The sequence below is a fragment of the Streptomyces sp. 8N616 genome (assembly GCF_052246385.1).
Lineage (GTDB): Bacteria > Actinomycetota > Actinomycetes > Streptomycetales > Streptomycetaceae > Streptomyces.
Genome location: NZ_JBQQBY010000009.1, coordinates 136,686 through 157,100, shown reverse-complemented (window position 1 = coordinate 157,100; position 20,415 = coordinate 136,686). Strand labels below are relative to the sequence as shown.

Below are 20,415 nucleotides of genomic sequence, written 5' to 3'. Positions count from 1 at the left end.
TTGGCAGACATGAGCACTCTCGAGCCCGAGCGCGGGGCAGGCACCGGAACCCTGGTAGAGCCGACGCCGCAGGTGTCGCACGGCGACGGCGATCACGAGCGCTTCGCCCATTACGTCCAGAAGGACAAGATCATGGCGAGCGCGCTGGACGGCACGCCTGTCGTCGCGCTGTGCGGCAAGGTCTGGGTCCCGGGCCGCGACCCGAAGAAGTACCCGGTCTGCCCGATGTGCAAGGAGATCTACGAGTCCATGGGCGCCAGTGGCGACAGGGACAAGAGCGGTAAGGGCAGCGACAAGAAGTAGCCGACCCTTCGGTGGGCTTGTGACGGCCCCCGGGTGTGCACCATGCGCACCCGGGGGCCGTTCGCGTTGCACAGGGTGCTTCCGCCGGTCACGAAGTGGTGGAGACCACTTGTCGGGGCCGTGAACCGCTCATAGCCTCCTGCGTGTTGTGCAGCACGAAACGTACGTTGCGAATGCTGCAACGCCAACCGTTGGGGGTCCCATGAAACTCTCCGCCCGTCTTGCCGCCCCGACGGCGGCGCTCGTCCTCGCCGGGCTCACCGCCACCGCCTGTGCCCCGTCGACGTCCGACAACAGCGCGACGTCGGACGAGAAGAGCGGCACGCTGCGCGTCTGGCTCTTCCAGGAGGTCGCCAACAAGCCCAAGGAGAAGGTCGTCGACGAGGCCGTCGACGCCTTCGAGAAGGCCCATCAGGGCACCAAGGTCGAGGTCGACTACATACCCGTCGACACCCGCGCGCAGAAGATCAAGGCGGCCTTCAACGACCCGAAGAGCGCGCCCGATCTGATCGAGTACGGCAACACGGACACCGCCGGGTACGTCAAGGACGGCGGACTCGCCGACGTCAGCGAGGAGTTCGCGGCCTGGGACGACGCCAAGGACACCGACCCGACGGCCAGGGAGTCCGTCACCGTCGGCGGCAAGGTCTACGGCGCCCCGCTGTTCGTCGGCGTGCGGGCGCTGTACTACCGCACCGACGTCTTCAAGGACCTCGAGCTCGAGGTGCCGAACACGCAGGCCCAGCTCATCGACACGGCCAGGAAGATCCGCAAGGAGAGGCCGGAGCTGTACGGGCTCGCGGTCGGCGGCGCGTACACCTACGGTGCGATGCCCTTCATCTGGGCGAACGGCGGTGAACTGGCCACCGGGAAGGGCGGCACGTACACCTCCGCCATCGCCGGCCCGGCCGCCCAGAAGGGCATCAAGGCGTACACCTCCCTCTTCGGCGACGACAACTGCCCCGCCGCCAAGTGCGCCGAGATGGGCGGCAACGACACCGTCACCGCCTTCGCCTCCGGCAAGGCGGGCATGGCCATCGGCGGCGACTTCAGCCACCAGGCCATGGAGGACGGCAAGGTCAAGGGCAAGTACGCGGTCGTGCCGCTGCCCGGCGTGAAGGAGGGCGAGATCGCTCCGGCCTTCGCGGGCGGCAACAACCTCGGTGTGCTGAAGAGCAGTTCGCACCGCACCCTGGCCGTGGAACTGATGAAGTCCCTGGCGGGCAAGGAGACGCAGCGGGGGCTCTTCGAGGCGATGGGCTTCCTGCCCACCCACACGGACGTACGGGACGAGGTGGCGCGGCAGGAGCCGTTCATCGAGCCGTTCGTGAAGACCCTCGACGCGGGCGCGAAGTTCGTCCCGGCCTCGCCGGGCTGGGCGGCGATCGACGCCTCGCTCGTGCTGCCGACGATGTTCCAGGAGGTCGTACGCGGCGACAAGCCGGTGCCCGCGGCCGCGGAGGACGCCGCGAAGAAGATGGACGACGCGTTCCGCTCCGCGGGGTGAAGCCGATGACGCACCGCACCGTCCCGGCAGACTCTCCGCCCGGCCGCGGCGGTGCCGCAGGCCGCCCCGGCACGGCGGCCCCGGCGGCACCGCCCGGCGCGGCCCCGGACGCGCCCGGCCGGGCGGCGGAGGGCTGCTCGGCCTCGAGTGCCAGCCGCGAGCCGACGCAGGGTCCATCGCCGGAAGTCGGCCGCCGAACCGGCGAGACCGGCAGCACGGGCAGGCCCCGCGGGACCGGCAGGACGGATGGGACTGGCAGGACCGGCGGGCCCGGCGGAACCGGCGAGACTGGCAGGACGGGCGGAACCGGCGGGACTGGCCGGACTGGCCGGACCGGCGGGACTGGCGGGACGGGCGGAACCGGCGGAACCGGCGAGACCGGCGGGACCGGCGGGACTGGCCGGACTGGCCGGACTGGCAGGACCGGCGAAACCGGCCGGACCGGTGGGACCGGCAGCACGGTCGGAATCGGCAGTCCCGGCCTGGCGGTTAAGAGGCGCGAGCGCGCCAGCGCGCAGCGCCCCGGCTGGACGCCGTGGCTCTATCTCGCCCCCGCGCTCGCCGTCCTCGGCGGGCTGCTGGTCTACCCGGTCTACCAGCTCGGCCTGATCTCGTTCCTGGAGTACACGCAGGCGCAGGTCAGCGGCGGCGAACCGACCACGTTCCAGGGGTTCGGCAACTACGCGAAGCTCTTCGGCGACCGCCAGTTCTGGCAGGTGCTGCTGGCGACCGTGCTGTTCGCGGCAGCGTGCGTGGTGGGCACCCTGGCGGTGGGCTGCGCGCTCGCCGTCCTGCTCACCCGCGTACGGGCGGTGCCCCGGCTGGCCCTCATGCTCGCCGCGCTGGGCGCGTGGGCCACGCCCGCCATCACCGGCTCCACGGTCTGGGTCTTTCTCTTCGACCCCGACTTCGGCCCGGTCAACAAGCTGCTGGGCCTGCACGACTTCTCCTGGACGTACGGGCGGTACAGCGCCTTCGCCCTCGTCCTCTTCGAGGTGGTGTGGTGCTCGTTCCCGTTCGTGATGGTGACCGTCTACGCGGGCATCAAGGCGATTCCGGGGGAGGTGCTGGAGGCCGCGGCGCTGGACGGCGCGTCGAGCCTGCAGATCTGGCGGAAAGTCATGGCCCCGATTCTGCGGCCGATTCTGGTCGTGGTGACGATTCAGTCGATCATCTGGGACTTCAAGGTCTTCACGCAGATCTACGTGATGACGAACGGCGGCGGCATCGCCGGCCAGAATCTCGTCCTCAATGTCTACGCCTACCAGAAGGCGTTCGCGTCCTCGCAGTACAGCCTCGGCTCAGCGATCGGCGTCGTCATGCTGCTGATCCTGCTCGTGGTGACGCTCGGCTATCTGCGGCTGCTGCGACGGCAGGGAGAAGAACTGTGAGCCTCTTGCGCATCCGCAGGCCGTGGCGGCTGGCCGCCGAGGCATCGGCCCTGCTCATCGCGGCGGCCGTGGCCTTCCCGCTTTACTGGATGGTGCTTTCGGCCTTCAAGCCGGCGGGTGAGGTGCAGTCCACCGAGCCGCGGCCCTGGACACTCGACCCCTCGCTCGACGCCTTCCGGCGGGTCTTCGAACAGCAGGACTTCGGGCGCTACTTCCTCAACAGCCTGCTGGTCGCAGGCGTCGTGGTCATCGCGTCCGCGCTGATCGCGTTCCTCGCGGCGACCGCCGTGACCCGTTTCCGCTTCAGATTCCGTACGACGCTGCTCATCATGTTCCTCGTCGCGCAGATGGTGCCGATCGAGGCGCTGACCATTCCGCTGTTCTTCCTGATGCGGGACTTCGGGCAACTGAACACGCTCGGATCGCTCGTCCTGCCGCACATCGCCTTCTCGCTGCCCTTCGCGATCTGGATGCTGCGGGGCTTTGTGAAGGCCGTGCCGGAGGCCCTGGAGGAGGCCGCGTACATCGACGGCGCGAGCCGTGCCCGCTTCCTGTGGCAGATCCTCTTTCCGCTGGTCTTCCCGGGTCTCGTGGCGACCAGCGTCTTCTCCTTCATCTCGACCTGGAACGACTTCCTCTTCGCCAAGTCCTTCATCATCAGCGCCACCGAGAATTCCACGCTGCCGATGGCCCTGCTGGTCTTCTTCAAGCCGGATGAGAACGACTGGGGCGGGATCATGGCCGCATCGACCGTGATGACCGTCCCCGTGCTGGTCTTCTTCGTACTCGTACAGCGGCGCCTGGTTTCCGGCCTCGGCGGCGCGGTGAAGGACTGAGGACATGACGGACAAGCCGGTTCCCGGCCTCATCCCCGCGCCCCGGCACCTGACGGACACCGGACGCCACGGCCCGTACGCCGACGACGTACGCACCCGGATCGACCCCGAACTCACGGAGCGGCTCGGCCCCGAGGGCTACCGGCTCACGGTCGGCAGGTGCGGCGTGGACATCGCGGGCGGCGGCGAAGCGGGCGTCTTCTGGGGCCGGCAGACGCTGCGGCAGCTGCTCGGTCCCGACGAGTTCCGGAAGGCGCCGGTCCGGCCGCCGGACCGCGAGCGGACCGTACCGTACGTGACGGTCGAGGACGCGCCCCGGTTCGCCTGGCGCGGCCTGATGCTGGACGTGGCCCGCCACTTCATGCCCAAGGACGGCGTGCTCCGCTACATCGACCTCATCGCCGCCCACAAGCTGAACGTCCTGCACCTGCACCTCACCGACGACCAGGGCTGGCGCATCGGGATCGAGCGCTACCCGCGGCTCACCGAGGTCGGCGCGTGGCGCGAGCGCACCAAGTACGGGCACCGGGCCTCGCCCCTCTGGGACGAGCGCCCGCACGGCGGTTACTACACGCAGGACGACATCCGCGAGATCGTCGCGTACGCCGCCGGGCGGCATATCACGGTCGTCCCGGAAATCGACATTCCCGGCCACTCGCAGGCGGCCATCGCCGCATACCCGGAACTCGGCAACACGGACGTCATCGACACGGCCTCCCTCGGCGTCTGGACGACCTGGGGCATCAACCCGAACGTACTCGCCCCCACTGACAACACCCTCCGCTTCTACGAGGGCGTGCTCGAGGAGGTTCTCGGGCTTTTCCCCTCCCCGTTCGTCCACATCGGCGGCGATGAGTGCCCCAAGGACCAGTGGAAGGCCTCCCCGACCGCCCAGGCCCGCATCAAGGAGCTGGGGCTCGCGGACGAGGACGAGCTGCAGAGCTGGTTCATCCGGCATTTCGACCGCTGGCTCACTGCCCGCGGCCGCCGCCTCATCGGCTGGGACGAGATCCTTGAGGGGGGCCTGGCGGAGGGAGCGGCCGTGTCCTCCTGGCGCGGTTACGCGGGCGGGATCGCGGCCGCCAGGGCCGGCCACGACGTGGTCATGTGTCCTGAGCAGCAGGTGTATCTCGACCACCGCCAAGCCCCCGGCGACGACGAGCCGATGCCCATCGGCTACGTCCGCACGCTCGAGGACGTCTACCGCTTCGAGCCCGTCCCGCCGCAGCTCACCCCCGCCGAGGCCGCCCGCGTCCTGGGCACCCAGGCCAACGTCTGGACCGAGGTGATGGAGAACCAGCAGCGCGTCGACTACCAGGTCTTCCCTCGCCTCGCCGCCTTCGCCGAAGTCGCCTGGTCCGCCCTGCCCGCCCCCGCCGAGCGGGACTTCGCCGGCTTCGAGTCCCGGATGACCGCGCACTACGCGCGCCTCGACGCCCTCGGCGTCGACTACCGCCCACCGTCCGGACCCCGCCCGTGGCAGCGGCGGCCCGCGCCGGAGGGCGTCAGCCTCGGACGTCCGATCGAGGGGGCGCCCCCGATCGTGTGAGCCGCGGGCGAAGCCGGGCCCCCGCGCGGCGCGCCCCTGGAAGCGTGGACCCGGGACGACAGAACTCGCACAAAAGCTCACCGAAGGGTGCAATTCGTGCTCAGGGTCAACAGGCCAAGAAAACGGACCAATCGCCAATTCGGTATGTAACAGCCCTTCGTGGACCCTCGCGCCGAGGGGCGGTGAAGATGTGCCAGAGTTGCCACGTCCGGACTGTGAGCACGTACCGTACGGCGAACAGGCGGGACATCGGGAAGGGGCAGCTGGGTTGACCACGCACGCGTCGCAGGCAGCGCAGTCGGTGACGTTGCCGGCCTCGCTCGACGAGGCCGTGGCGGCGCTCGCCGCCATGCCCGCCGCCGTGCCGGTCGCGGGCGGCACCGACCTCATGGCCGCCGTCAACTCCGGCCTGCTGCGGCCCGCGGCGCTGGTCGGCCTCGGCCGGATCAGTGAGATCCGCGGCTGGCAGTACCAGGACGGACACGCCCTGCTCGGCGCGGGCCTCACCCACGCCCGGATGGGACGGCCCGACTTCGCGGCGCTCATCCCGGCGCTGGCCGCGGCCGCGCGCGCCGCGGGCCCGCCGCAGATCCGCAACGCCGGGACCCTCGGCGGCAACATCGTCACCGCAGCGCCCACCGGCGACGCGCTGCCCGTGCTCGCCGCCCTCGAGGCCACGCTGATCGTCGCCGGGCCCGAGGGCTCGCGCCGCGAGATCCCGGTCAGCCATCTGCTCGCCGGGATCGAGATGCTGCGGCCCGGCGAGATCGTCGGCTTCGTGCGCGTACCGCTGCTCCACGCGCCGCAGACCTACCTGAAGGCCACGGGCCGTACGGGGCCCGGGCGCGCCACCGCCTCCGTCGCCCTCGTGCTCGACCCCGCCCGGCGCAACGTGCGCTGCGCGGTGGGCGCGGTGGCGCCGATGCCGCTGCGGCCCCTGGAGGCCGAGCGCTGGGTGGCCGCGCTCATCGACTGGGACGGCGACCGCTCGCTCGCGCCCGAGGCCTGCGCGGCCTTCGGCGAGTACGTCGCGGCGGCCTGCATCCCCGACCCGCCGCCCGCCGAGGACGGCAGCGAACCTGCCGCCCTGCCGCCCGCCGCCCTGCACCTGCGGCGTACGGTGGCCGCACTGGCCCGCCGAGCTCTGGGGAGGGCGCTCGCATGAGTTCCGAACAGCAGCCGCCGCAGGACGGCCAGGGGCCGCAGCAGCCGCGCGGGCCGCACGGCTGGGAGCCCCTGCCGCAGGGCGAGTACGACGCGGAGACCACGGCGTACGTGCGGCTGCCCGAGGGCCTTCTCGACCCGTCCGCGGTTCCTCCGGGCGCCGACCCGCTGGCCGCGCTCGGCCACGGCTACGTACCGCCGCCCATCACGCCCGGTGCCGGGCAGCCCGCTGACCCGGGCGCGCCGGCGGACCCGAGGGCGACGGGGCAGTGGACGATGCCGTTCGCCGACACCGGCGCGGGGCAAGGGGGCCAGGGCGACGGCGGTTGGGGCGACCCGGGCGCCGCGGGGGCCGCGGGTCAGTGGAGCGTGCCGATCGCGCCGGACGATCCCGTGGGCGAATCGGGCGAATACCTGGTCGGCGACCGGGCGCGCCCGGCCGGCCCGTACGGCGGTGGCTCGCCGGCCGCGGGCGGGCAGCCGTGGTACGGCGGGCAGGGCGCGCCGGAGGGTGTGCAGAACTCGCAGGATGCGCAGGGGCTGCAGGGGGCTTCGGGTCAGGGGGCGTCGGACCTGACCGGTCAATGGACATTCCCCTCGGCGGGGGGACAACTGCCCGACTCGGCGGCGCAGTCCGGCGGCGCGGGCGGTCGGGGCGGGCCGGGCGGTCAGGGCGCGCCGGAGGGCTGGAGTACGACTGCCTCGGCGACGGGCCAGTGGGCCGTCCCGACCACGGACGCGCCGGGCACGGACGAGTCGGGCGCGTACCCCCTGAGCGAGGGCGGAGCCGCCGCGGCCGAGCCGTGGCCGCAGGGCGGCGGCGAGCCGGGAGCGGGAGCCGCAGGCGGGTTCGAGCAGCCGCGAGCGACGCGGAGCGGAGCGCCTGGCCGGCGGAAGCTCGCCGCCGGACCGGGCGGCGCCGCGGCCGGGGACCGTACCGAGCCACCGGCCGCGGATGCGGATGCCGGATGGCCGCCGGCCGCGAACAGCCCGTGGCAGTCCCCGGACGCCGGGGCCGAGAACGCGCGCAGGGACGCCGACGGGAACGCCGGCGGGAAATCGGCCACGACGGAGGCCGGTGGGAGCGAGGCCGGGGGGGCTCACGCCGGTGGGGCTCACGCCGGTGGGGCTCACGCCGGTGGGACTCAGGCCGGTGGGACTCAGGCTGGCGCGAGCGACCGGTCGCGGACCCGGCCCGGCGGCACAGGTGACTCGTCGTACGCGGCCCCGGCCGAGGGTGGTTCGCTGCCGGGCCGCGCGGCCGAGGACGCGATCAACAGACTTACGGGCGCGGGCTCTCCGGCAGCCGACCGGGCCGCGTCCGCATCAAGGCCCGGCTCCCCGTCCGGCTCACCGGATGTGGACGAGGACTCCGGCACCGGTGCCGGCAACGGGGACGCTCCCGACGGGCCCGAGGAGACAGCCGCCGCGCACGACGAGTCACCCGACGAGCCGGCCGAACCGGCGGACTCCGACGCGGCCGACCCGCACAGCGAGCACCCCAACGCCTCGTACGTCCTGAGCGTCAACGGCGCCGACCGCCCCGTCACCGACGCCTGGATCGGCGAGTCGCTGCTCTACGTCCTGCGCGAGCGCCTCGGTCTCGCCGGGGCGAAGGACGGCTGCTCGCAGGGCGAGTGCGGCGCCTGCTCGGTACAGGTCGACGGGCGGCTCGTCGCCTCCTGCCTGGTGCCCGCGGCGACCACGGCCGGAAGCGAGGTCCGTACGGTCGAGGGGCTCGCCGCCGACGGCGTCCCCTCGGACGTACAGCGCGCCCTCGCCGCCAGCGGCGCCGTGCAGTGCGGCTTCTGCGTGCCGGGGCTCGCGATGACCGTGCACGACCTCCTCGAGGGCAACCACGCGCCGACCGAACTCGAGACCCGCCAGGCGATCTGCGGCAACCTGTGCCGCTGCTCCGGCTACCGGGGGGTGCTCGACGCGGTGCGCGAAGTCGTCGAGGGCCGCGCGGAGTCGGCGGAGGCGGAGGCGGAGGAAGAGGCCGAGGCCGAGGACTCCGGCGCCACCGATGGCGACACCCCGCGCATCCCCCACCAGGCACGCTCCGCGGAGGACCACGCATGACCGGCCATGAGCGTTGTGGGCATGCGTTCCGCGGGGCGGAACGAATGCCCACAACCGGGTGGGAGAACCCGTAGTCTCCAGACACCCAGCGGTAGCGGAAAGGCGGCGTGATGACCGGTCCCGACGCGGCCACCGCGACCCCGGCCGTCGGCGGCGGCCCGACGCCCGTCGAGGACGCCCCGCCGCACGGCCTCGGGGCGTCGCTCGCGCCCGCCGACGCCCATGCGAAGACCGCGGGCACCTTCCCGTACGCCGCCGATCTGTGGGCCGAGGGCCTGCTCTGGGCGGCCATACTGCGATCACCGCATCCGCATGCCCGGATCGTGTCCATCGACACCGCCCCGGCGGCCGAAATGCCGGGCGTACGGGCCGTGGTGACCCACGAGGACGTCCCGGGCGACGCGAGCCACGGCCGTACGGCCGGGGACCGCAAGGTCTGCGACCGGCCGGTCTTCGCGAAGGACGTGGTGCGCCACCACGGCGAGCCCATCGCCGCGGTCGCCGCCGACCACCCCGACACCGCGCGCCTCGCCGCGGCCGCCATCGCCGTCGAGTACGAGGTGCTGGAGCCCGTCACCGACCCGGAGAAGGCGTTCGAGGCCGAGCCGCTGCACCCGGACGGCAACCTCATCCGCCACATCCCCCTCCGCTACGGCGACCCGGACATCACCGGAGACGTCGTCGTCGAAGGGCTCTACCGCATCGGGCGACAGGACCCCGCGCCCATCGGAGCCGAGGCCGGGCTCGCCGTGCCGCGTCCCGACGGCGGCGTGGAGATCTACACCGCATCCACCGACCCGCACGCCGACCGCGACCTCGCCGCCGCCTGCTTCGGTCTGGAGCCCGAGCGCGTCAAGGTCGTCGTCACCGGCGTGCCCGGCGCGATGGGCGACCGCGAGGACGCGGGCATGCAGCTGCCGCTCGGGCTGCTCGCGCTGCGCACCGGCTGCCCGGTCAAGCTGGCCGCGACCCGCGAGGAGTCCTTCCTCGGCCACGCGCACCGCCACCCCACCCTCCTGCGCTACCGCCACCACGCCGACTCCGAGGGCCGCCTGGTCAAGGTCGAGGCGCAGATCCTGCTGGACGCGGGCGCGTACGCGGACTCCTCAGCCGACTCCCTCGCCGCGGCCGTCGCCTTCGCCGCGGGCCCGTACGTCGTGCCGCACGCCTTCGTCGAGGGCTGGGCCGTCCGCACCAACAACCCGCCGTCGGGCCATGTCCGGGGCGAGGGCGCGATGCAGGTGTGCGCCGCGTACGAGGGCCAGATGGACAAGCTGGCCGCCAAGCTGGGCATCGACCCGGTGGAGCTGCGGCTGCGCAATGTGATGGCCACCGGCGACCTGCTGCCGACCGGCCAGACCGTGACCTGCCCGGCCCCGGTCGCCGAGCTGCTCCAGGCCGTACGGGACGCGGAGCTGCCGCCGCTGCCCAAGGACGCCCCGGAGGAGGAGTGGCTGCTCCCGGGCGGCCCCGAGGGCGCGGGCGAGCCGGGTGCGGTGCGGCGCGGCGTCGGCTACGCGCTGGGCATGGTGCACATGCTCGGCGCGGAGGGCGCGGACGAGGTCTCCACGGCGACGGTGAAGGTCAACGGCGGTGAGGCGACGGTGATCTGCGCCGCCGTCGAGACCGGCCAGGGCTTCTCCACGCTCGCCCGGCAGATCGTCCAGGAGGTGCTGGGCGTCGAGGAGGTGCACGTCGCCTCGGTCGACACCGACCAGCCGCCGGCGGGCCCCGCCTGCCACGGCCGGCACACGTGGGTGTCGGGCGGCGCGGTCGAGCGCGCGGCCAAGATGGTGCGTACGCAGCTGCTCCAGCCGCTGGCGCACAAGTTCGGGATGTCCACGGAGCTGCTGACGATCGCCGACGGCAAGATCACCTCGTACGACGGGGTGCTCAGCACGACGGTGGCGGAGACGCTCGACGGCAAGGAGCTGTGGGCGACCGCGCAGTGCCGCCCGCACCCGACGGAGCCGCTGGACGAGACGGGCCAGGGCGACGCGTTCGTCGGGCTCGCCTTCGCCGCCGTACGGGCCGTGGTGGACGTGGACATCGAGCTGGGCTCGGTGCGGGTCGTGGAGATGGCGGTGGCGCAGGACGTGGGGCGGGTGCTCAACCCGCGCCAGCTGGCCTCCCGTATCGAGGCGGGCGTGACGCAGGGCATGGGCGCGGCGCTCACCGAGAACTTGCGGACGTCGCGCGGCGTGGTCCGGCGGCCCGACCTGACCGGGTACGCGCTGCCGACCGCGCTGGACGCGCCGGACATCCGGATCGTGAAGCTGGTCGAGGAGCGGGACGTCGTGGCGCCCTTCGGGGCGAAGGCGGCGAGCGCGGTGCCGGTGGTCACGTCCCCGGCGGCGGTGGCCGCGGCCGTGCGGGCCGCGACCGGGCGCCCGGTGAACCGGCTCCCGATCCGCCCGCAGGCGGCGGTGGCGCTTCCTCAGCGCTGAGGCGCGGCGGGCTGCGGGCGGAGGTTGCAGGGCTCAGGGGCGGTGGGCGGCGACCGGCCGGGACCTCGTGTCCGGCCCGGTCACCGCGCGGTCGGGAACCGCCGCCGCTCTGCTCAACTCACCTGTGCTTCGGGAGGATTGGCCGCCCGCTGAGCCCGCTGAGCCCGCTGAGCCCGCTCCCCGGCGCTCGGGGCGGCCAGGGCGAGCCTGCGGTGGATGCGGCGCAACATGGTGCGGGCCATGAACGGGTGCACCCGCTTGACCACGGCCCAGTAGAGCCGACCGCGCCAGTTGTGGATCCTCACGACCGTGGAGAGGGTGACCCGACCGTCGTCGACGAGGATCGACGCGCGGAAGTCCAGGTGCCCGGCGTCCTCGCCCAGCAGCACCTCGCCGCCCTCGCGGCCCACCACAGGGAAGGGGGCACCGCGCAGAACGCCCCGCCAGGCCTCCGGCTCCTCCGGCATCCCCGGGCGGACGTTCATCTGCCAGGCGTCGTGGAAGTCGGTCCGCTCGAAGGCGGTACGCGCCAGCCGGGCGGCCGCGGGGATCTCCACGGCGGCCGGCCTGTCCCACACCAGCCGGTTGAGCAGCCGCACCCAGGGCGACCAGCGGACCGGGTGCCGTACCGCCCCGGTGGCGACCCGCTCGACGTTGTCGAAGATCTCCTCGACCACCGTGTCGTGCATCCAGCGGACCGCCAGCGCCCAGCCCACCCAGAGTGTGGGGCGCTGCTCCGCCTCCAGCGTGTGCCGTACGCGGCAGCGCCCGGGACCGAGCGGCTCGACGGCCATTTCGTGATGGCCGTTCATGGGCGGGCCGAACGCGAAGCGGACCCGGCGGCCCGGCTCGTACGCGGCGACCGCGTAGCGGACGAAGCCGTGGCCGCCGGTCGCGCCGACGCCCAGCGGGCGGTCGAAGCGCATCGGGGGCCAGGCGGGGGTGGGGAAGAGCGGGTCGAGAGGGGAGGAGAGCTGGTCGAGCAGGGCTCCGACGGTCTCGGCCGGGGCCTCGATGGTGCGTTCGTGAACGTTGCGCACTGTGCGCATCGGGCACCTCCATACGCTGCCGTATGGTCCTTACCGTACGGTACCGTACGGTCATGGTGCAACGGCGGGAGCCCCGGTCCGGGGGCGGCGGACGGCAGCGGCTGAGCGCGCGGGACTGGGCGGACGCGGCACTCACCGCCATCGGCGAAGGCGGCCTCGCCGCGGTGGCGGTCGAGCCGCTCGCCGCCCGCCTGGGGACGACGAAGGGCAGCTTCTACTGGCACTTCGCCAACCGGGAGGCGCTGATCGAGGCCGCGCTGGACCGGTGGGAGCAGATCTCCACCGAAGCGATCATCGCCGAGCTGGACCACGAGCCGGATCCGGAGCGTCGGCTGCGCAGGCTCTTCGCGGAGGCGTCGGCGTCGGCGGCCGGGGACCCGCTCGAAGTCTCCCTGCTGGCCACGGCCGGACACCCACAAGTCGCTGCGGTGCTGCGGCGCGTGACGGCCCGCCGGATCGCGTACGTGGCGCAGCTCTTCACCGAACTGGGCTTCCCGCCGGAGGAGGCGCACCGCCGGGGCCTGCTGGCGTACACCGGCTATCTCGGCCACACCCAGCTGATCCACGCGGTGCCGGAGACGCTCCCGGCGGGCGAGGCGGGGACGCGCTATCTGGACTCGGTGATCGACGTCCTGCTGCGCCGCGACTGAGCACGCACTTACGGCAAGGGCGTCGCGCGCCGGCTTCCGGACGCGCTCCACCGCCGGAATTCGAATGAGTCGCGCTCGGCGAGGCATTGCAGAAGATCCGGGCGAACTGGACGAGCAGATGGCCGCGTTCTTCGCCCCCGGGCACGTGGAACTGCTCATCCCCGAGGTCGAGCGGGCGGCCGGGAGACTCGACAAGGACAGCATTTCCCGGTCCCGCATGCTCGCGTGCGTGGGCGAGGCGCGCGGGAAGCTTCACGCGGAACCGCGGCCCGGACTGGAGTGGATCAGCCGCCCACGCCCGAAGACTCGCCTGCGTCCTCGCCGCGCTGTGTGAACCCTTCGAGAGGGTGGGCGGGGGCTGACGGGCGTGGCACTCAGGACCGAGCGGCAGCGCCAAGGCTCGGCCTCCGCTCACCAGCAGCTTGTGGTCGTCCAGGACGACGGCCCGGCGGGCGCTGCGTTACTGGCGGGCTCCTGGAACACCGCACGACTGCCGGACCTGCTTGGCGGTGAACGACACGGGTGAGAGGCCACATACAACTGCGAGGCTGTCCAACGGCTCCGCAAGAAGTACGGGTGTGCGCTCCGGGCACGCCGGTACTCCTTGATCGGCTACACCAGGGAACGGGACGTCATCCATCCGCTCGACCGTTGGGGGGGCCGGTGACGCCTCCGTCAGGCCGAGGCGTGCGGTGAAGGGGGCGGCGGCCCGGGCGGCGGCCCGAACGGGTCGATGGCCTCGACGGGGGGAGTCTCCTTCGCGCGGTGGCCGCCGGGCTTGCAGCCGGCGAAGGGGCCCATCGGGTCCCGCAGGGAGTTCATCACCGGTCCCAGGTAGTCGCGGTGCCAGTTGGCGGGCCCGCACGTTCCGGAGCCGGGACCGGTCAACTCGCCCCAGGCGAGCCACAGGCCGTGGAGTTGGGCGACCGCTTCCGGATGCTCCCACCAGCGGGCGCACCAGGAGGCCGTGGAGGTGACCTCCCTGCCGTAGACCGGCAGCAGCAAATGGTGCGTCCACAGGGTCAGCCCCCGTAGCGTCTCCGTGTACTGGGGCCCCTCCATGTAAAGGATGAAGTGCGGTGGGCTCGGAGGATTCTCCTGGGGAGCCGCGCTTTCCGTCTTCGCGCCGGCCCCGTCGGCGGGAGCGGCGCCCCGCTCGGCTCCGGAGACCTCCGCGGTCTCAGTGGACATGCCATCCTGCTTTCTCTCGGTGACTTCGGCTTGGTTGGTGCATGGACGACACGTGCGCAGACCGCGTACGGTTCACCGGCTACCGGGGGGACTACCGGCTCGGCCCATTCGGTCCTTCACAGCCATGAAATGCGGGCTGGGCGCTCTCCGCAGCTTGCTTGCCCCCAGGACGGACGCCGCAAGACTCTCCGCCGCAAACGTAGCGGTCTCCTCAACGGGAGGGCGGGGCGCTCCGTCGTGCACCAGTCGCGAGCCGCCGGACATGTACGGCGCCCCCCGGTTCTTGCGGCTCGGTGCATACGCGCTCGTGGAGGCCGTGGCGGGATTCGTGTGAGCCGCCAGTTCCGCGGCCCGGCCGGTCGCCTGCGGAGACTGCTCATCGAGTTGCATCGAACATCCCCGAACACAGAGGCGTGGGAGGCGATAGCCGCGCTTCTCGTGCCGACAGCCTCGCCGTCCTTGCCGGAGGTACCGAAGGAGTCGGCGACGCGCGTGAACCGTCACGACCCGGGCCACGTTGTGCTGTCTAACACCCCTGGCTACCAGCAAAGAGGAGAGAGAGCAGAATGGATACAGTGGCGAAGATGTACGACGCCGCCAAGAAGCTGATGGCTGATGAACCATCTCCGCATAACGCGCGGGCGGAATCCCAGCGGCACATCCAAGAGGTGATCCGAGCGGCCGGCATGGAGGACCAAGCGACCGTGGGCCAGGGCGTTGCGGCTGCCATCGCCACCATTCAGGCGACTGCCCAAGAAAAAGGTGCCCGCGACGTCGATACGGTGTTCAAGGATCCGGCCCTGAAGGATCTCTACACACGTCCCGCACACGACGAAGACGCCCACCGGACGATAGCCCGAGCGGAGTACACCTACTGGCAGCAGCAGCACGCCAAGGACCCATCGCCGGCCACCGAGGCCGCCGTCTCGTTCGATGTGGAGTCGCGCGTCAGGTTGCAGAGGAACTTCGGCCGCCTCAGCGAAGCCGCAGGGACGTTCACGCGCGCCTTCGAGCAGCAGCAGACCTTCGCGCAGCCGCAGAACCTCGCCGCGGGCTATACCAGCAGTCCCGCCCCCGGGCAATCGAGCTCTTCCGCAGCAGCCCCACCGGCCGCGCCCGAGTCTGCGGCACCCGCGAAGGGGAAGGGCCGCAAATAGGTTGTCTCGTAAGGGTTCAGGTGTGGGCGAGGTTGTGCATGTGGGCGATGCCGCTGGCAGCCCAGTAGACGCCGTCGCCGCGACGGCGGCAGTCGCGGAGGATCTTCCCATCCTCCATCCGGACGAAGACGTGCTCCACTCTTCGAGGCCGGGTGGGTCGCCATCGCGTTCGGCTGTACCACCTCACGGCTTGTCCCTGCATTTCTGAGGCTCTCAACGGGAAACTCAGGTGAAAGACTCGGCCTTAGATCTGAGCTTTGCTTTGGCCGCCTTCCGTCTCCGCTATGGGCTCGACAGCAAGGTGCTTCCGGCCCGCCCGTCTGGTGGTGCCTCGCTCCAAAGCGAGACGGGAACTGAGGCGGACGAAGAATAGGGCCGCACCCTGCAAAGGGTGTGGCCCTATTCTCTTGCCTGGTCGGAGCGATAGAGGCCGTGGCGGGAATCGAACCCGCGTAACTCGCTTTGCAGGCGAGCCCCTGAACCACTCGGGCACACGGCCATGACGGTGTCGTTCCTCGACGGTAAGCGGTCGGCCGTGGCCGATCAACGGTGCGGCGGGCGGTGCCATACGACTGCCATACGGCGTTCACACTCGGCGTCGTGTCGTCGGCCCGAGAGCCCCCGCGAGCCGTCCTGAAAGCGTCCGCGCATGGAATGTTCGGTCAGGCCAACTTCCGCTTATGATTCGCCCGTGTTCGATTCCCGGCACATCAAGACGTTTCATGAAGTGGTCAGGGCCGGGTCGTACTCGGCGGCCGCTCGCTCCCTCGGGTACACGCAGCCCGCGATCACCCAGCAGATGAAGGCGCTCGAAAGAGCCGTCGGCACCCCGCTGTTCACCCGGGTCGGCCGGGTGATGCGGCTGACCGAGGCGGGGGAGGCGCTGGCGCGGCATGCGGACGTGATCCTGGACAGTCTGGCGACCGCGCAGCAGCAGATCGGCGCCATCGCGCGGCTGCGGTCGGGCCGGGTCAAAGTCTGTGCGTTTCCCAGCGCCGCCGCCACGCTCATACCGGAGGCGATGGCGCGGCTCGCGGCCGGGCATCCGGGGGTGCGCCTGGAGTTACTGGAGGGGGAGCCGCCGGAGTCGTTGCAGCGGGTGGTGCGCGGGGAGTGCGACATCGCGCTGGCGTTCACGTATCCCGGCCTGCACGCCGAAGTGCCGGAGGAACTGGCCGAGATCCGGCTGATGGAGGACCTGCTGACCGTACTGCTGCCGACGGGCCATCCCCTGGCGCGGCGGCGGGCGGTGCACCTGCGGGACCTCGCGGACGAGCGCTGGATCGCGGGCTGCCCGCGCTGCAGCGCGAACTTCCTGCACGCCTGCGCGGAGGAGGGGTTCGTGCCGGACATCGCGTTCACGACGGACGACAACCTCGTGGTACAGAGCATGGTCGCGGCGGGGGTGGGCGTCGCGATGATGCCGGCGCTGGTGCTGTCCTTCCTCTGCCACGAGAAGGTCACCGGGCGCGCGGTGGAGCCGCATGCGCGGCGGCAGGTATCCGCGTACGTGCTGCGCGATCACCTGCGGATACCGGCCACGGCACTGGTCCTCGACGAGCTCAAGGCGGTGGCGGCGGCGCGCGTCGGCTGCTGACGCGCGGCGGGCCTCTGCCGCACCCTCCTTTCCATAAGCGGACGTTGAGATTCGCCGAAGAGACCGTCGTTGGACGTGATGGATCGGGCGGCGCGACGCTGCCCGTATGACGACGCCGACCAGGCCGGCCACGCCCGCCCCCGCTCCCGCACGTGCGACTCCGCGCCTCGGAGCGCTCGTCGAGGACGTACGGGAGGCCGTCGGCCGCGGACTGCCGCCGGACCTCACCGCGTATCTGGTCGCCGAGCGGCTCGCGCCCTTCCTCGGCGCGGCCCATCTGCTCACCGACGAGCAGCGGGAGGGCGACCCCGGGCGCTACCGCCAGCACGTCCTGCACGCCGAGCAGGACGGCAGCTTCTCGGTCGTCGCACTGGTGTGGCTGCCCGGCCAGCGCACGCCCGTGCACGACCACGTGTCCTGGTGCGTCACCGGCGTCCACGAGGGCGAGGAGAGCGAGCGGCGCTACCGGCTCGTACCGGACGGCACGGGCTCGCGCCTGGTCGCGACCGAGGACGTGGTCAACCCGCAGGGAGCGGTGTGCGGGTTCGCGCCGCCGGGCGACATCCACCGGGTGTGCAACGCCGGCGCGGCGACGGCGATCTCGATCCACGTCTACGGCGCGGACATCGCCCGGCTCGGCACGAGCGTCCGGCGCGTGTACGCCGCGCCGGACGGCGAGCAGTGGCACTGACCCGCGCGTCCCGGGCCGCGGCGGCAGCGCCCGCACGGGAGCAAGCACCGTCCCGGGCCGCCGCGGCAGCGCCCGAACCGGGCCAGGCACGGTCCCGGACCGCAGCAAAAGCGCCCACACAAGAGCAAGCACCGGAACCGCCTGCCCGCGCCCCCGGCAAGGCGGCGGCCGGGCTCGCGCTCGCCGCGCTCGGCGTGGCCGCCGCCTGGGGCGTCCACCGGGCCCTCCCGGCCGTGCCCATGCTGACCGCGGCCGTGGTGCTGGGGTTGGGCGCGGCCCATCTCCCTGGCGTACGGGGGCTCGTACGCGGTACCGGCCGCCCGGGACTCGCCCTCGCCGCCAAGCGGCTGATGCGGCTGGGCATCGTCCTGCTCGGGCTGAAGCTGAGCCTGCACGACGTGCTGGGGCTCGGCTGGGGCACGGTGGCGATGGTGCTCGCCGTGGTCGCGGCGACCCTGCTCGGCACGTGGTGGCTCGGCCGCCGCCTGGGGCTGCCCGGCGATCAGCCGCTGCTCATCGCCACCGGGTACGCCATCTGCGGCGCGTCCGCGATCGGCGCGGTGAGCCAGGTGCGCGACAGCGACGAGGAGGACGTGGCCGCGTCCGTGGCGCTGGTGACCCTGTGCGGCACGCTTGCCATCGCCGTACTGCCGCTGCTCCAGCACCCGTTGGGGCTCAGCGACGCGCAGTTCGGCGGGTGGGTGGGGGCCGGGGTGCACGACGTGGGGCAGGTCGTGGCGACCGCGCAGGCGGCCGGGCCCGGCGCGCTGGGCGACGCGGTGCTCGTCAAGCTGATGAGGGTGATGCTGCTCGCTCCGCTCGTCGCGGGGACGGCGCTGGCCGTACGCCGCCGCGGCGGCGGCGCACGCAACGCGGCCGGGGGGCCGGCCGGGCCGCGGCGGCCGCCGCTCGTGCCGCTGTTCGTCCTCGGCTTCCTGGCGATGGCCGCCCTGCGCGACACGGGACGGCTGCCGGGCGCCGTGGTCGAGGCAGCGGGCGTCGCACAGGAACTCCTGGTGGCGGCCGCCCTGTTCGCCCTCGGCAGCGCGGTACACCTGCCCTCTCTGGTACGGACGGGCGCCCGCGTCGCCGCCCTGGGCCTGGGCGCGTGGCTGGTGATCGCCGCCGCGTCGTACGCCGGCGTCCTGCTGACGGCCTAGGTCGGAAGGCGCAGGCGATCCCCGTCGCACGACAGGGGTCCAGCGTTGCAGAGCCCCTTACCCTGGCGCAATGACCGCTGCTCCCGACCCGCGCGACGTCGACGTCGCCGATGCCGTCGGCTCCGACCCCCGCGCGCCGTACGGCGGCACGGTTCTGAGCCGTCCCTTCCGGGCCCTGACGCTCGGCATCATCTCCGTCGTCTCCCTCATCGCCTTCGAGGCGAGCGCGGTCAGCACCGCCATGCCCGTGGCCGCGCAGGCCCTCGACGGACTCGGGCTGTACGCCTTCGCGTTCTCCGGTTTCTTCACCGCCAGCCTCTTCGGCATGACCCTGTCCGGCGAGTGGTGCGACCGCGCGGGTCCGGTCGCGCCGCTGTTCACCGGGATCGGGGCGTTCGGCACCGGTCTTGTGGTCTCCGGCTCCGCGCAGAACATGTGGACCTTCGTGGCGGGCCGCGGCGTGCAGGGCATCGGCGCCGGACTGGTGATCGTCGCGCTGTACGTGGTCGTCGGCCGCGCCTACCCCGAGCGGCTGCGGCCCGCGGCCATGGCCTCGTTCAGTGCCGCCTGGGTGCTGCCCGTGATCGTCGGTCCGCTCGCCGCCGGGACGGTCACGGAACAGCTCGGCTGGCGCTGGGTGTTCCTCTCCATTCCCGTCCTCGTGCTCCCGCCGCTCGCCGTGATGCTGCCCGCCCTGCGCAAGCTGCCGCCCCCCGCCCGCACGCCCATGGACCGCCACCGCATCATGCTCGCGCTGGCCGTCGCCGCGGGCGCGGGCCTGCTGCAGTACGCGGGCCAGGACCTGACCCCGGTCGCGCTCCTGCCGGCCGCGGCGGGGCTCGCCCTGCTCGTCCCGTGCCTGCTGCGGCTGCTGCCCGAGGGCACGTTCCGCGCCCGCCGCGGCCTGCCCGCCGTGGTGCTGGTGCGCGGGATCGCCGCGGGGTCCTTCTTCGGCGCGCAGGCGTTCGTACCGCTGATGCTGGTCACCGAGCGCGGGCTCGCCGCGACCCTGGCCGGGCTCTCGCTCACCGGCGGCGGGCTGGCCTGGGCGCTCGGCTCGTACGCGCAGAGCAGGCCGCGCCTGGAGCCGTACCGGCAGCGGCTGATGACCCTCGGGATGACTGTCATGGCGCTCGCCGTCGCGGGGGCGTCGCTCGCGCTCGCCGACCGGGTCCCGGCCTGGATCGTCGCCGTGTGCTGGGTGGCCGGCGGGTTCGGCATGGGCCTGACCATCGCCAGCGCGACCGTGCTGCTGCTCAAGCTGTCCCGCCCCGAGGACGCCGGGAGCAACTCAGCCGCGCTCCAGATCTCCGACGCCCTCGGCAACATCACCCTGATCGGGGTGAGCGGCGTGCTGTTCGTGGCGTTCGGCGGCGGTGGCGTCGCCGCGGGCGCGCACTCGGCCTCAGCGGCGGCCGGGGGCGGCACCGGCCACCACCCGGCCGCGTTCACCGCCGTGTTCCTCGCCATGGCGGCGATGGCCCTCGTCGGCGCGTACGTCACCACGCGCCTGCGGCCGAAGACCGGCTGGCCGACGGACCGTTGACCGGTGTGCCCGGCAACGCGTACCGCCCGGCCGCCCCGCGCTCGCGGCGCGGCCCGGCGGTACGCTGGCCAGGCCGATGGACCGCCGACCGCAGA

General features: G+C 72.7%; 17 protein-coding genes, 1 tRNA gene and 1 pseudogene. 15 read left to right on the top strand and 4 right to left on the bottom strand.

What is annotated here, in order from left to right; translation table 11 throughout:
- Nucleotides 1–9: 9 nt before the first annotated feature.
- From ACTWQC_RS11015 to ACTWQC_RS10980, 8 genes are all read left to right on the top strand, one after another.
- The gene (locus ACTWQC_RS11015; protein ID WP_443315415.1) at nt 10–303 is read left to right on the top strand and encodes a DUF3039 domain-containing protein; all 294 of its coding nucleotides are present in this window, start codon (nt 10–12) and stop codon (nt 301–303) included.
- Between the two features lie 202 nt (nt 304–505).
- The gene (locus tag ACTWQC_RS11010; protein WP_443315414.1) at nt 506–1,810 is read left to right on the top strand and encodes an extracellular solute-binding protein; all 1,305 of its coding nucleotides are present in this window, start codon (nt 506–508) and stop codon (nt 1,808–1,810) included.
- A 467-nt stretch (nt 1,811–2,277) separates the two neighbouring features.
- Nucleotides 2,278–3,201, top strand: coding sequence for a carbohydrate ABC transporter permease (locus tag ACTWQC_RS11005; protein ID WP_443315458.1), 924 nt, complete (start codon nt 2,278–2,280; stop codon nt 3,199–3,201).
- Nucleotides 3,198–4,037, top strand: coding sequence for a carbohydrate ABC transporter permease (locus ACTWQC_RS11000; RefSeq protein WP_443315413.1), 840 nt, complete (start codon nt 3,198–3,200; stop codon nt 4,035–4,037). The genes ACTWQC_RS11005 and ACTWQC_RS11000 overlap by 4 nt, the downstream gene beginning before the upstream one ends.
- Nucleotides 4,038–4,041: 4 nt before the next feature.
- Nucleotides 4,042–5,586 (top strand): beta-N-acetylhexosaminidase, encoded by a 1,545-nt coding sequence (locus ACTWQC_RS10995; protein ID WP_443315412.1) that lies wholly within the window; start codon nt 4,042–4,044, stop codon nt 5,584–5,586.
- A gap of 268 nt (nt 5,587–5,854) precedes the next feature.
- A complete protein-coding gene (locus tag ACTWQC_RS10990) occupies nt 5,855–6,751 on the top strand; it encodes an FAD binding domain-containing protein (RefSeq protein WP_443315411.1) in 897 nt (298 codons plus the stop codon).
- Nucleotides 6,748–8,832 (top strand): 2Fe-2S iron-sulfur cluster-binding protein, encoded by a 2,085-nt coding sequence (locus tag ACTWQC_RS10985; RefSeq protein WP_443315410.1) that lies wholly within the window; start codon nt 6,748–6,750, stop codon nt 8,830–8,832. The genes ACTWQC_RS10990 and ACTWQC_RS10985 overlap by 4 nt, the downstream gene beginning before the upstream one ends.
- 110 nt (nt 8,833–8,942) lie before the next feature.
- Nucleotides 8,943–11,279, top strand: a complete 2,337-nt coding sequence (locus ACTWQC_RS10980) for a xanthine dehydrogenase family protein molybdopterin-binding subunit (protein WP_443315409.1) — start codon at nt 8,943–8,945, stop codon at nt 11,277–11,279.
- A 113-nt stretch (nt 11,280–11,392) separates the two neighbouring features.
- On the opposite strand, the gene ACTWQC_RS10975 is transcribed toward ACTWQC_RS10980, so the two are convergent.
- A complete protein-coding gene (locus tag ACTWQC_RS10975; RefSeq protein ID WP_443315408.1) occupies nt 11,393–12,328 on the bottom strand; it encodes a DUF2867 domain-containing protein in 936 nt (311 codons plus the stop codon).
- A 53-nt stretch (nt 12,329–12,381) separates the two neighbouring features.
- Here ACTWQC_RS10975 and ACTWQC_RS10970 point away from each other — a divergent pair, with 53 nt between their 5' ends.
- Together ACTWQC_RS10970 and ACTWQC_RS10965 are read left to right on the top strand one after the other, a co-directional pair.
- Nucleotides 12,382–12,978 (top strand): TetR/AcrR family transcriptional regulator, encoded by a 597-nt coding sequence (locus ACTWQC_RS10970; RefSeq protein WP_443315407.1) that lies wholly within the window; start codon nt 12,382–12,384, stop codon nt 12,976–12,978.
- Nucleotides 12,979–13,042: 64 nt separating this feature from the next.
- Nucleotides 13,043–13,312 carry a DUF6415 family natural product biosynthesis protein gene (locus tag ACTWQC_RS10965; RefSeq protein ID WP_443315406.1) on the top strand — a complete coding sequence of 90 codons (270 nt, stop codon included), beginning with the start codon at nt 13,043–13,045 and terminating at the stop codon, nt 13,310–13,312.
- Between the two features lie 341 nt (nt 13,313–13,653).
- On the opposite strand, the gene ACTWQC_RS10960 is transcribed toward ACTWQC_RS10965, so the two are convergent.
- Nucleotides 13,654–14,040 (bottom strand): DUF4913 domain-containing protein, encoded by a 387-nt coding sequence (locus ACTWQC_RS10960; protein WP_443315457.1) that lies wholly within the window; start codon nt 14,038–14,040, stop codon nt 13,654–13,656.
- 713 nt (nt 14,041–14,753) lie between these two features.
- Here ACTWQC_RS10960 and ACTWQC_RS10955 point away from each other — a divergent pair.
- A complete protein-coding gene (locus ACTWQC_RS10955; protein WP_443315405.1) occupies nt 14,754–15,326 on the top strand; it encodes a hypothetical protein in 573 nt (190 codons plus the stop codon).
- Nucleotides 15,327–15,342: 16 nt separating this feature from the next.
- On the opposite strand, the pseudogene ACTWQC_RS10950 reads toward ACTWQC_RS10955, so the two are convergent.
- A pseudogene (locus tag ACTWQC_RS10950) lies at nt 15,343–15,468 on the bottom strand (IS5/IS1182 family transposase); the annotation flags it as partial.
- 285 nt (nt 15,469–15,753) lie between these two features.
- A tRNA-Cys gene (locus ACTWQC_RS10945) sits at nt 15,754–15,825 on the bottom strand.
- Between the two features lie 192 nt (nt 15,826–16,017).
- On the opposite strand from ACTWQC_RS10945, the gene ACTWQC_RS10940 reads away from it, so the two are divergent.
- The 4 genes from ACTWQC_RS10940 to ACTWQC_RS10925 all read left to right on the top strand — a co-directional run bounded on the left by ACTWQC_RS10940 (nt 16,018) and on the right by ACTWQC_RS10925 (nt 20,320).
- A complete protein-coding gene (locus ACTWQC_RS10940; protein ID WP_443315404.1) occupies nt 16,018–16,923 on the top strand; it encodes a LysR family transcriptional regulator in 906 nt (301 codons plus the stop codon).
- 106 nt (nt 16,924–17,029) lie between these two features.
- Nucleotides 17,030–17,614 (top strand): cysteine dioxygenase, encoded by a 585-nt coding sequence (locus ACTWQC_RS10935; RefSeq protein WP_443315403.1) that lies wholly within the window; start codon nt 17,030–17,032, stop codon nt 17,612–17,614.
- Entirely contained in the window at nt 17,605–18,774 is a 1,170-nt protein-coding gene (locus tag ACTWQC_RS10930) for a YeiH family protein (RefSeq protein WP_443315402.1), read from the top strand. Before ACTWQC_RS10935 ends, ACTWQC_RS10930 begins: the two co-directional genes overlap by 10 nt.
- 70 nt (nt 18,775–18,844) lie before the next feature.
- On the top strand, nt 18,845–20,320 hold the full coding sequence (locus tag ACTWQC_RS10925; RefSeq protein ID WP_443315401.1) for an MFS transporter: 1,476 nt from the start codon (nt 18,845–18,847) through the stop codon (nt 20,318–20,320).
- Nucleotides 20,321–20,415: the final 95 nt, after the last annotated feature.

What these genes read in the sequence shown, in the direction of transcription:
- ACTWQC_RS11015 (WP_443315415.1), top strand. Translation starts at nt 10, where the DNA reads ATGAGCACTCTCGAGCCCGAGCGCGGGGCAGGCACCGGAACCCTGGTA.
- ACTWQC_RS11010 (WP_443315414.1), top strand. Translation starts at nt 506, where the DNA reads ATGAAACTCTCCGCCCGTCTTGCCGCCCCGACGGCGGCGCTCGTCCTC.
- ACTWQC_RS10995 (WP_443315412.1), top strand. Translation starts at nt 4,042, where the DNA reads ATGACGGACAAGCCGGTTCCCGGCCTCATCCCCGCGCCCCGGCACCTG.
- ACTWQC_RS10985 (WP_443315410.1), top strand. Translation starts at nt 6,748, where the DNA reads ATGAGTTCCGAACAGCAGCCGCCGCAGGACGGCCAGGGGCCGCAGCAG.
- ACTWQC_RS10980 (WP_443315409.1), top strand. Translation starts at nt 8,943, where the DNA reads ATGACCGGTCCCGACGCGGCCACCGCGACCCCGGCCGTCGGCGGCGGC.
- ACTWQC_RS10975 (WP_443315408.1), bottom strand. Translation starts at nt 12,328, where the DNA reads ATGCGCACAGTGCGCAACGTTCACGAACGCACCATCGAGGCCCCGGCC.
- ACTWQC_RS10970 (WP_443315407.1), top strand. Translation starts at nt 12,382, where the DNA reads ATGGTGCAACGGCGGGAGCCCCGGTCCGGGGGCGGCGGACGGCAGCGG.
- ACTWQC_RS10965 (WP_443315406.1), top strand. Translation starts at nt 13,043, where the DNA reads ATGAGTCGCGCTCGGCGAGGCATTGCAGAAGATCCGGGCGAACTGGAC.
- ACTWQC_RS10960 (WP_443315457.1), bottom strand. Translation starts at nt 14,040, where the DNA reads ATGGAGGGGCCCCAGTACACGGAGACGCTACGGGGGCTGACCCTGTGG.
- ACTWQC_RS10955 (WP_443315405.1), top strand. Translation starts at nt 14,754, where the DNA reads ATGTACGACGCCGCCAAGAAGCTGATGGCTGATGAACCATCTCCGCAT.
- ACTWQC_RS10935 (WP_443315403.1), top strand. Translation starts at nt 17,030, where the DNA reads ATGACGACGCCGACCAGGCCGGCCACGCCCGCCCCCGCTCCCGCACGT.
- ACTWQC_RS10925 (WP_443315401.1), top strand. Translation starts at nt 18,845, where the DNA reads ATGACCGCTGCTCCCGACCCGCGCGACGTCGACGTCGCCGATGCCGTC.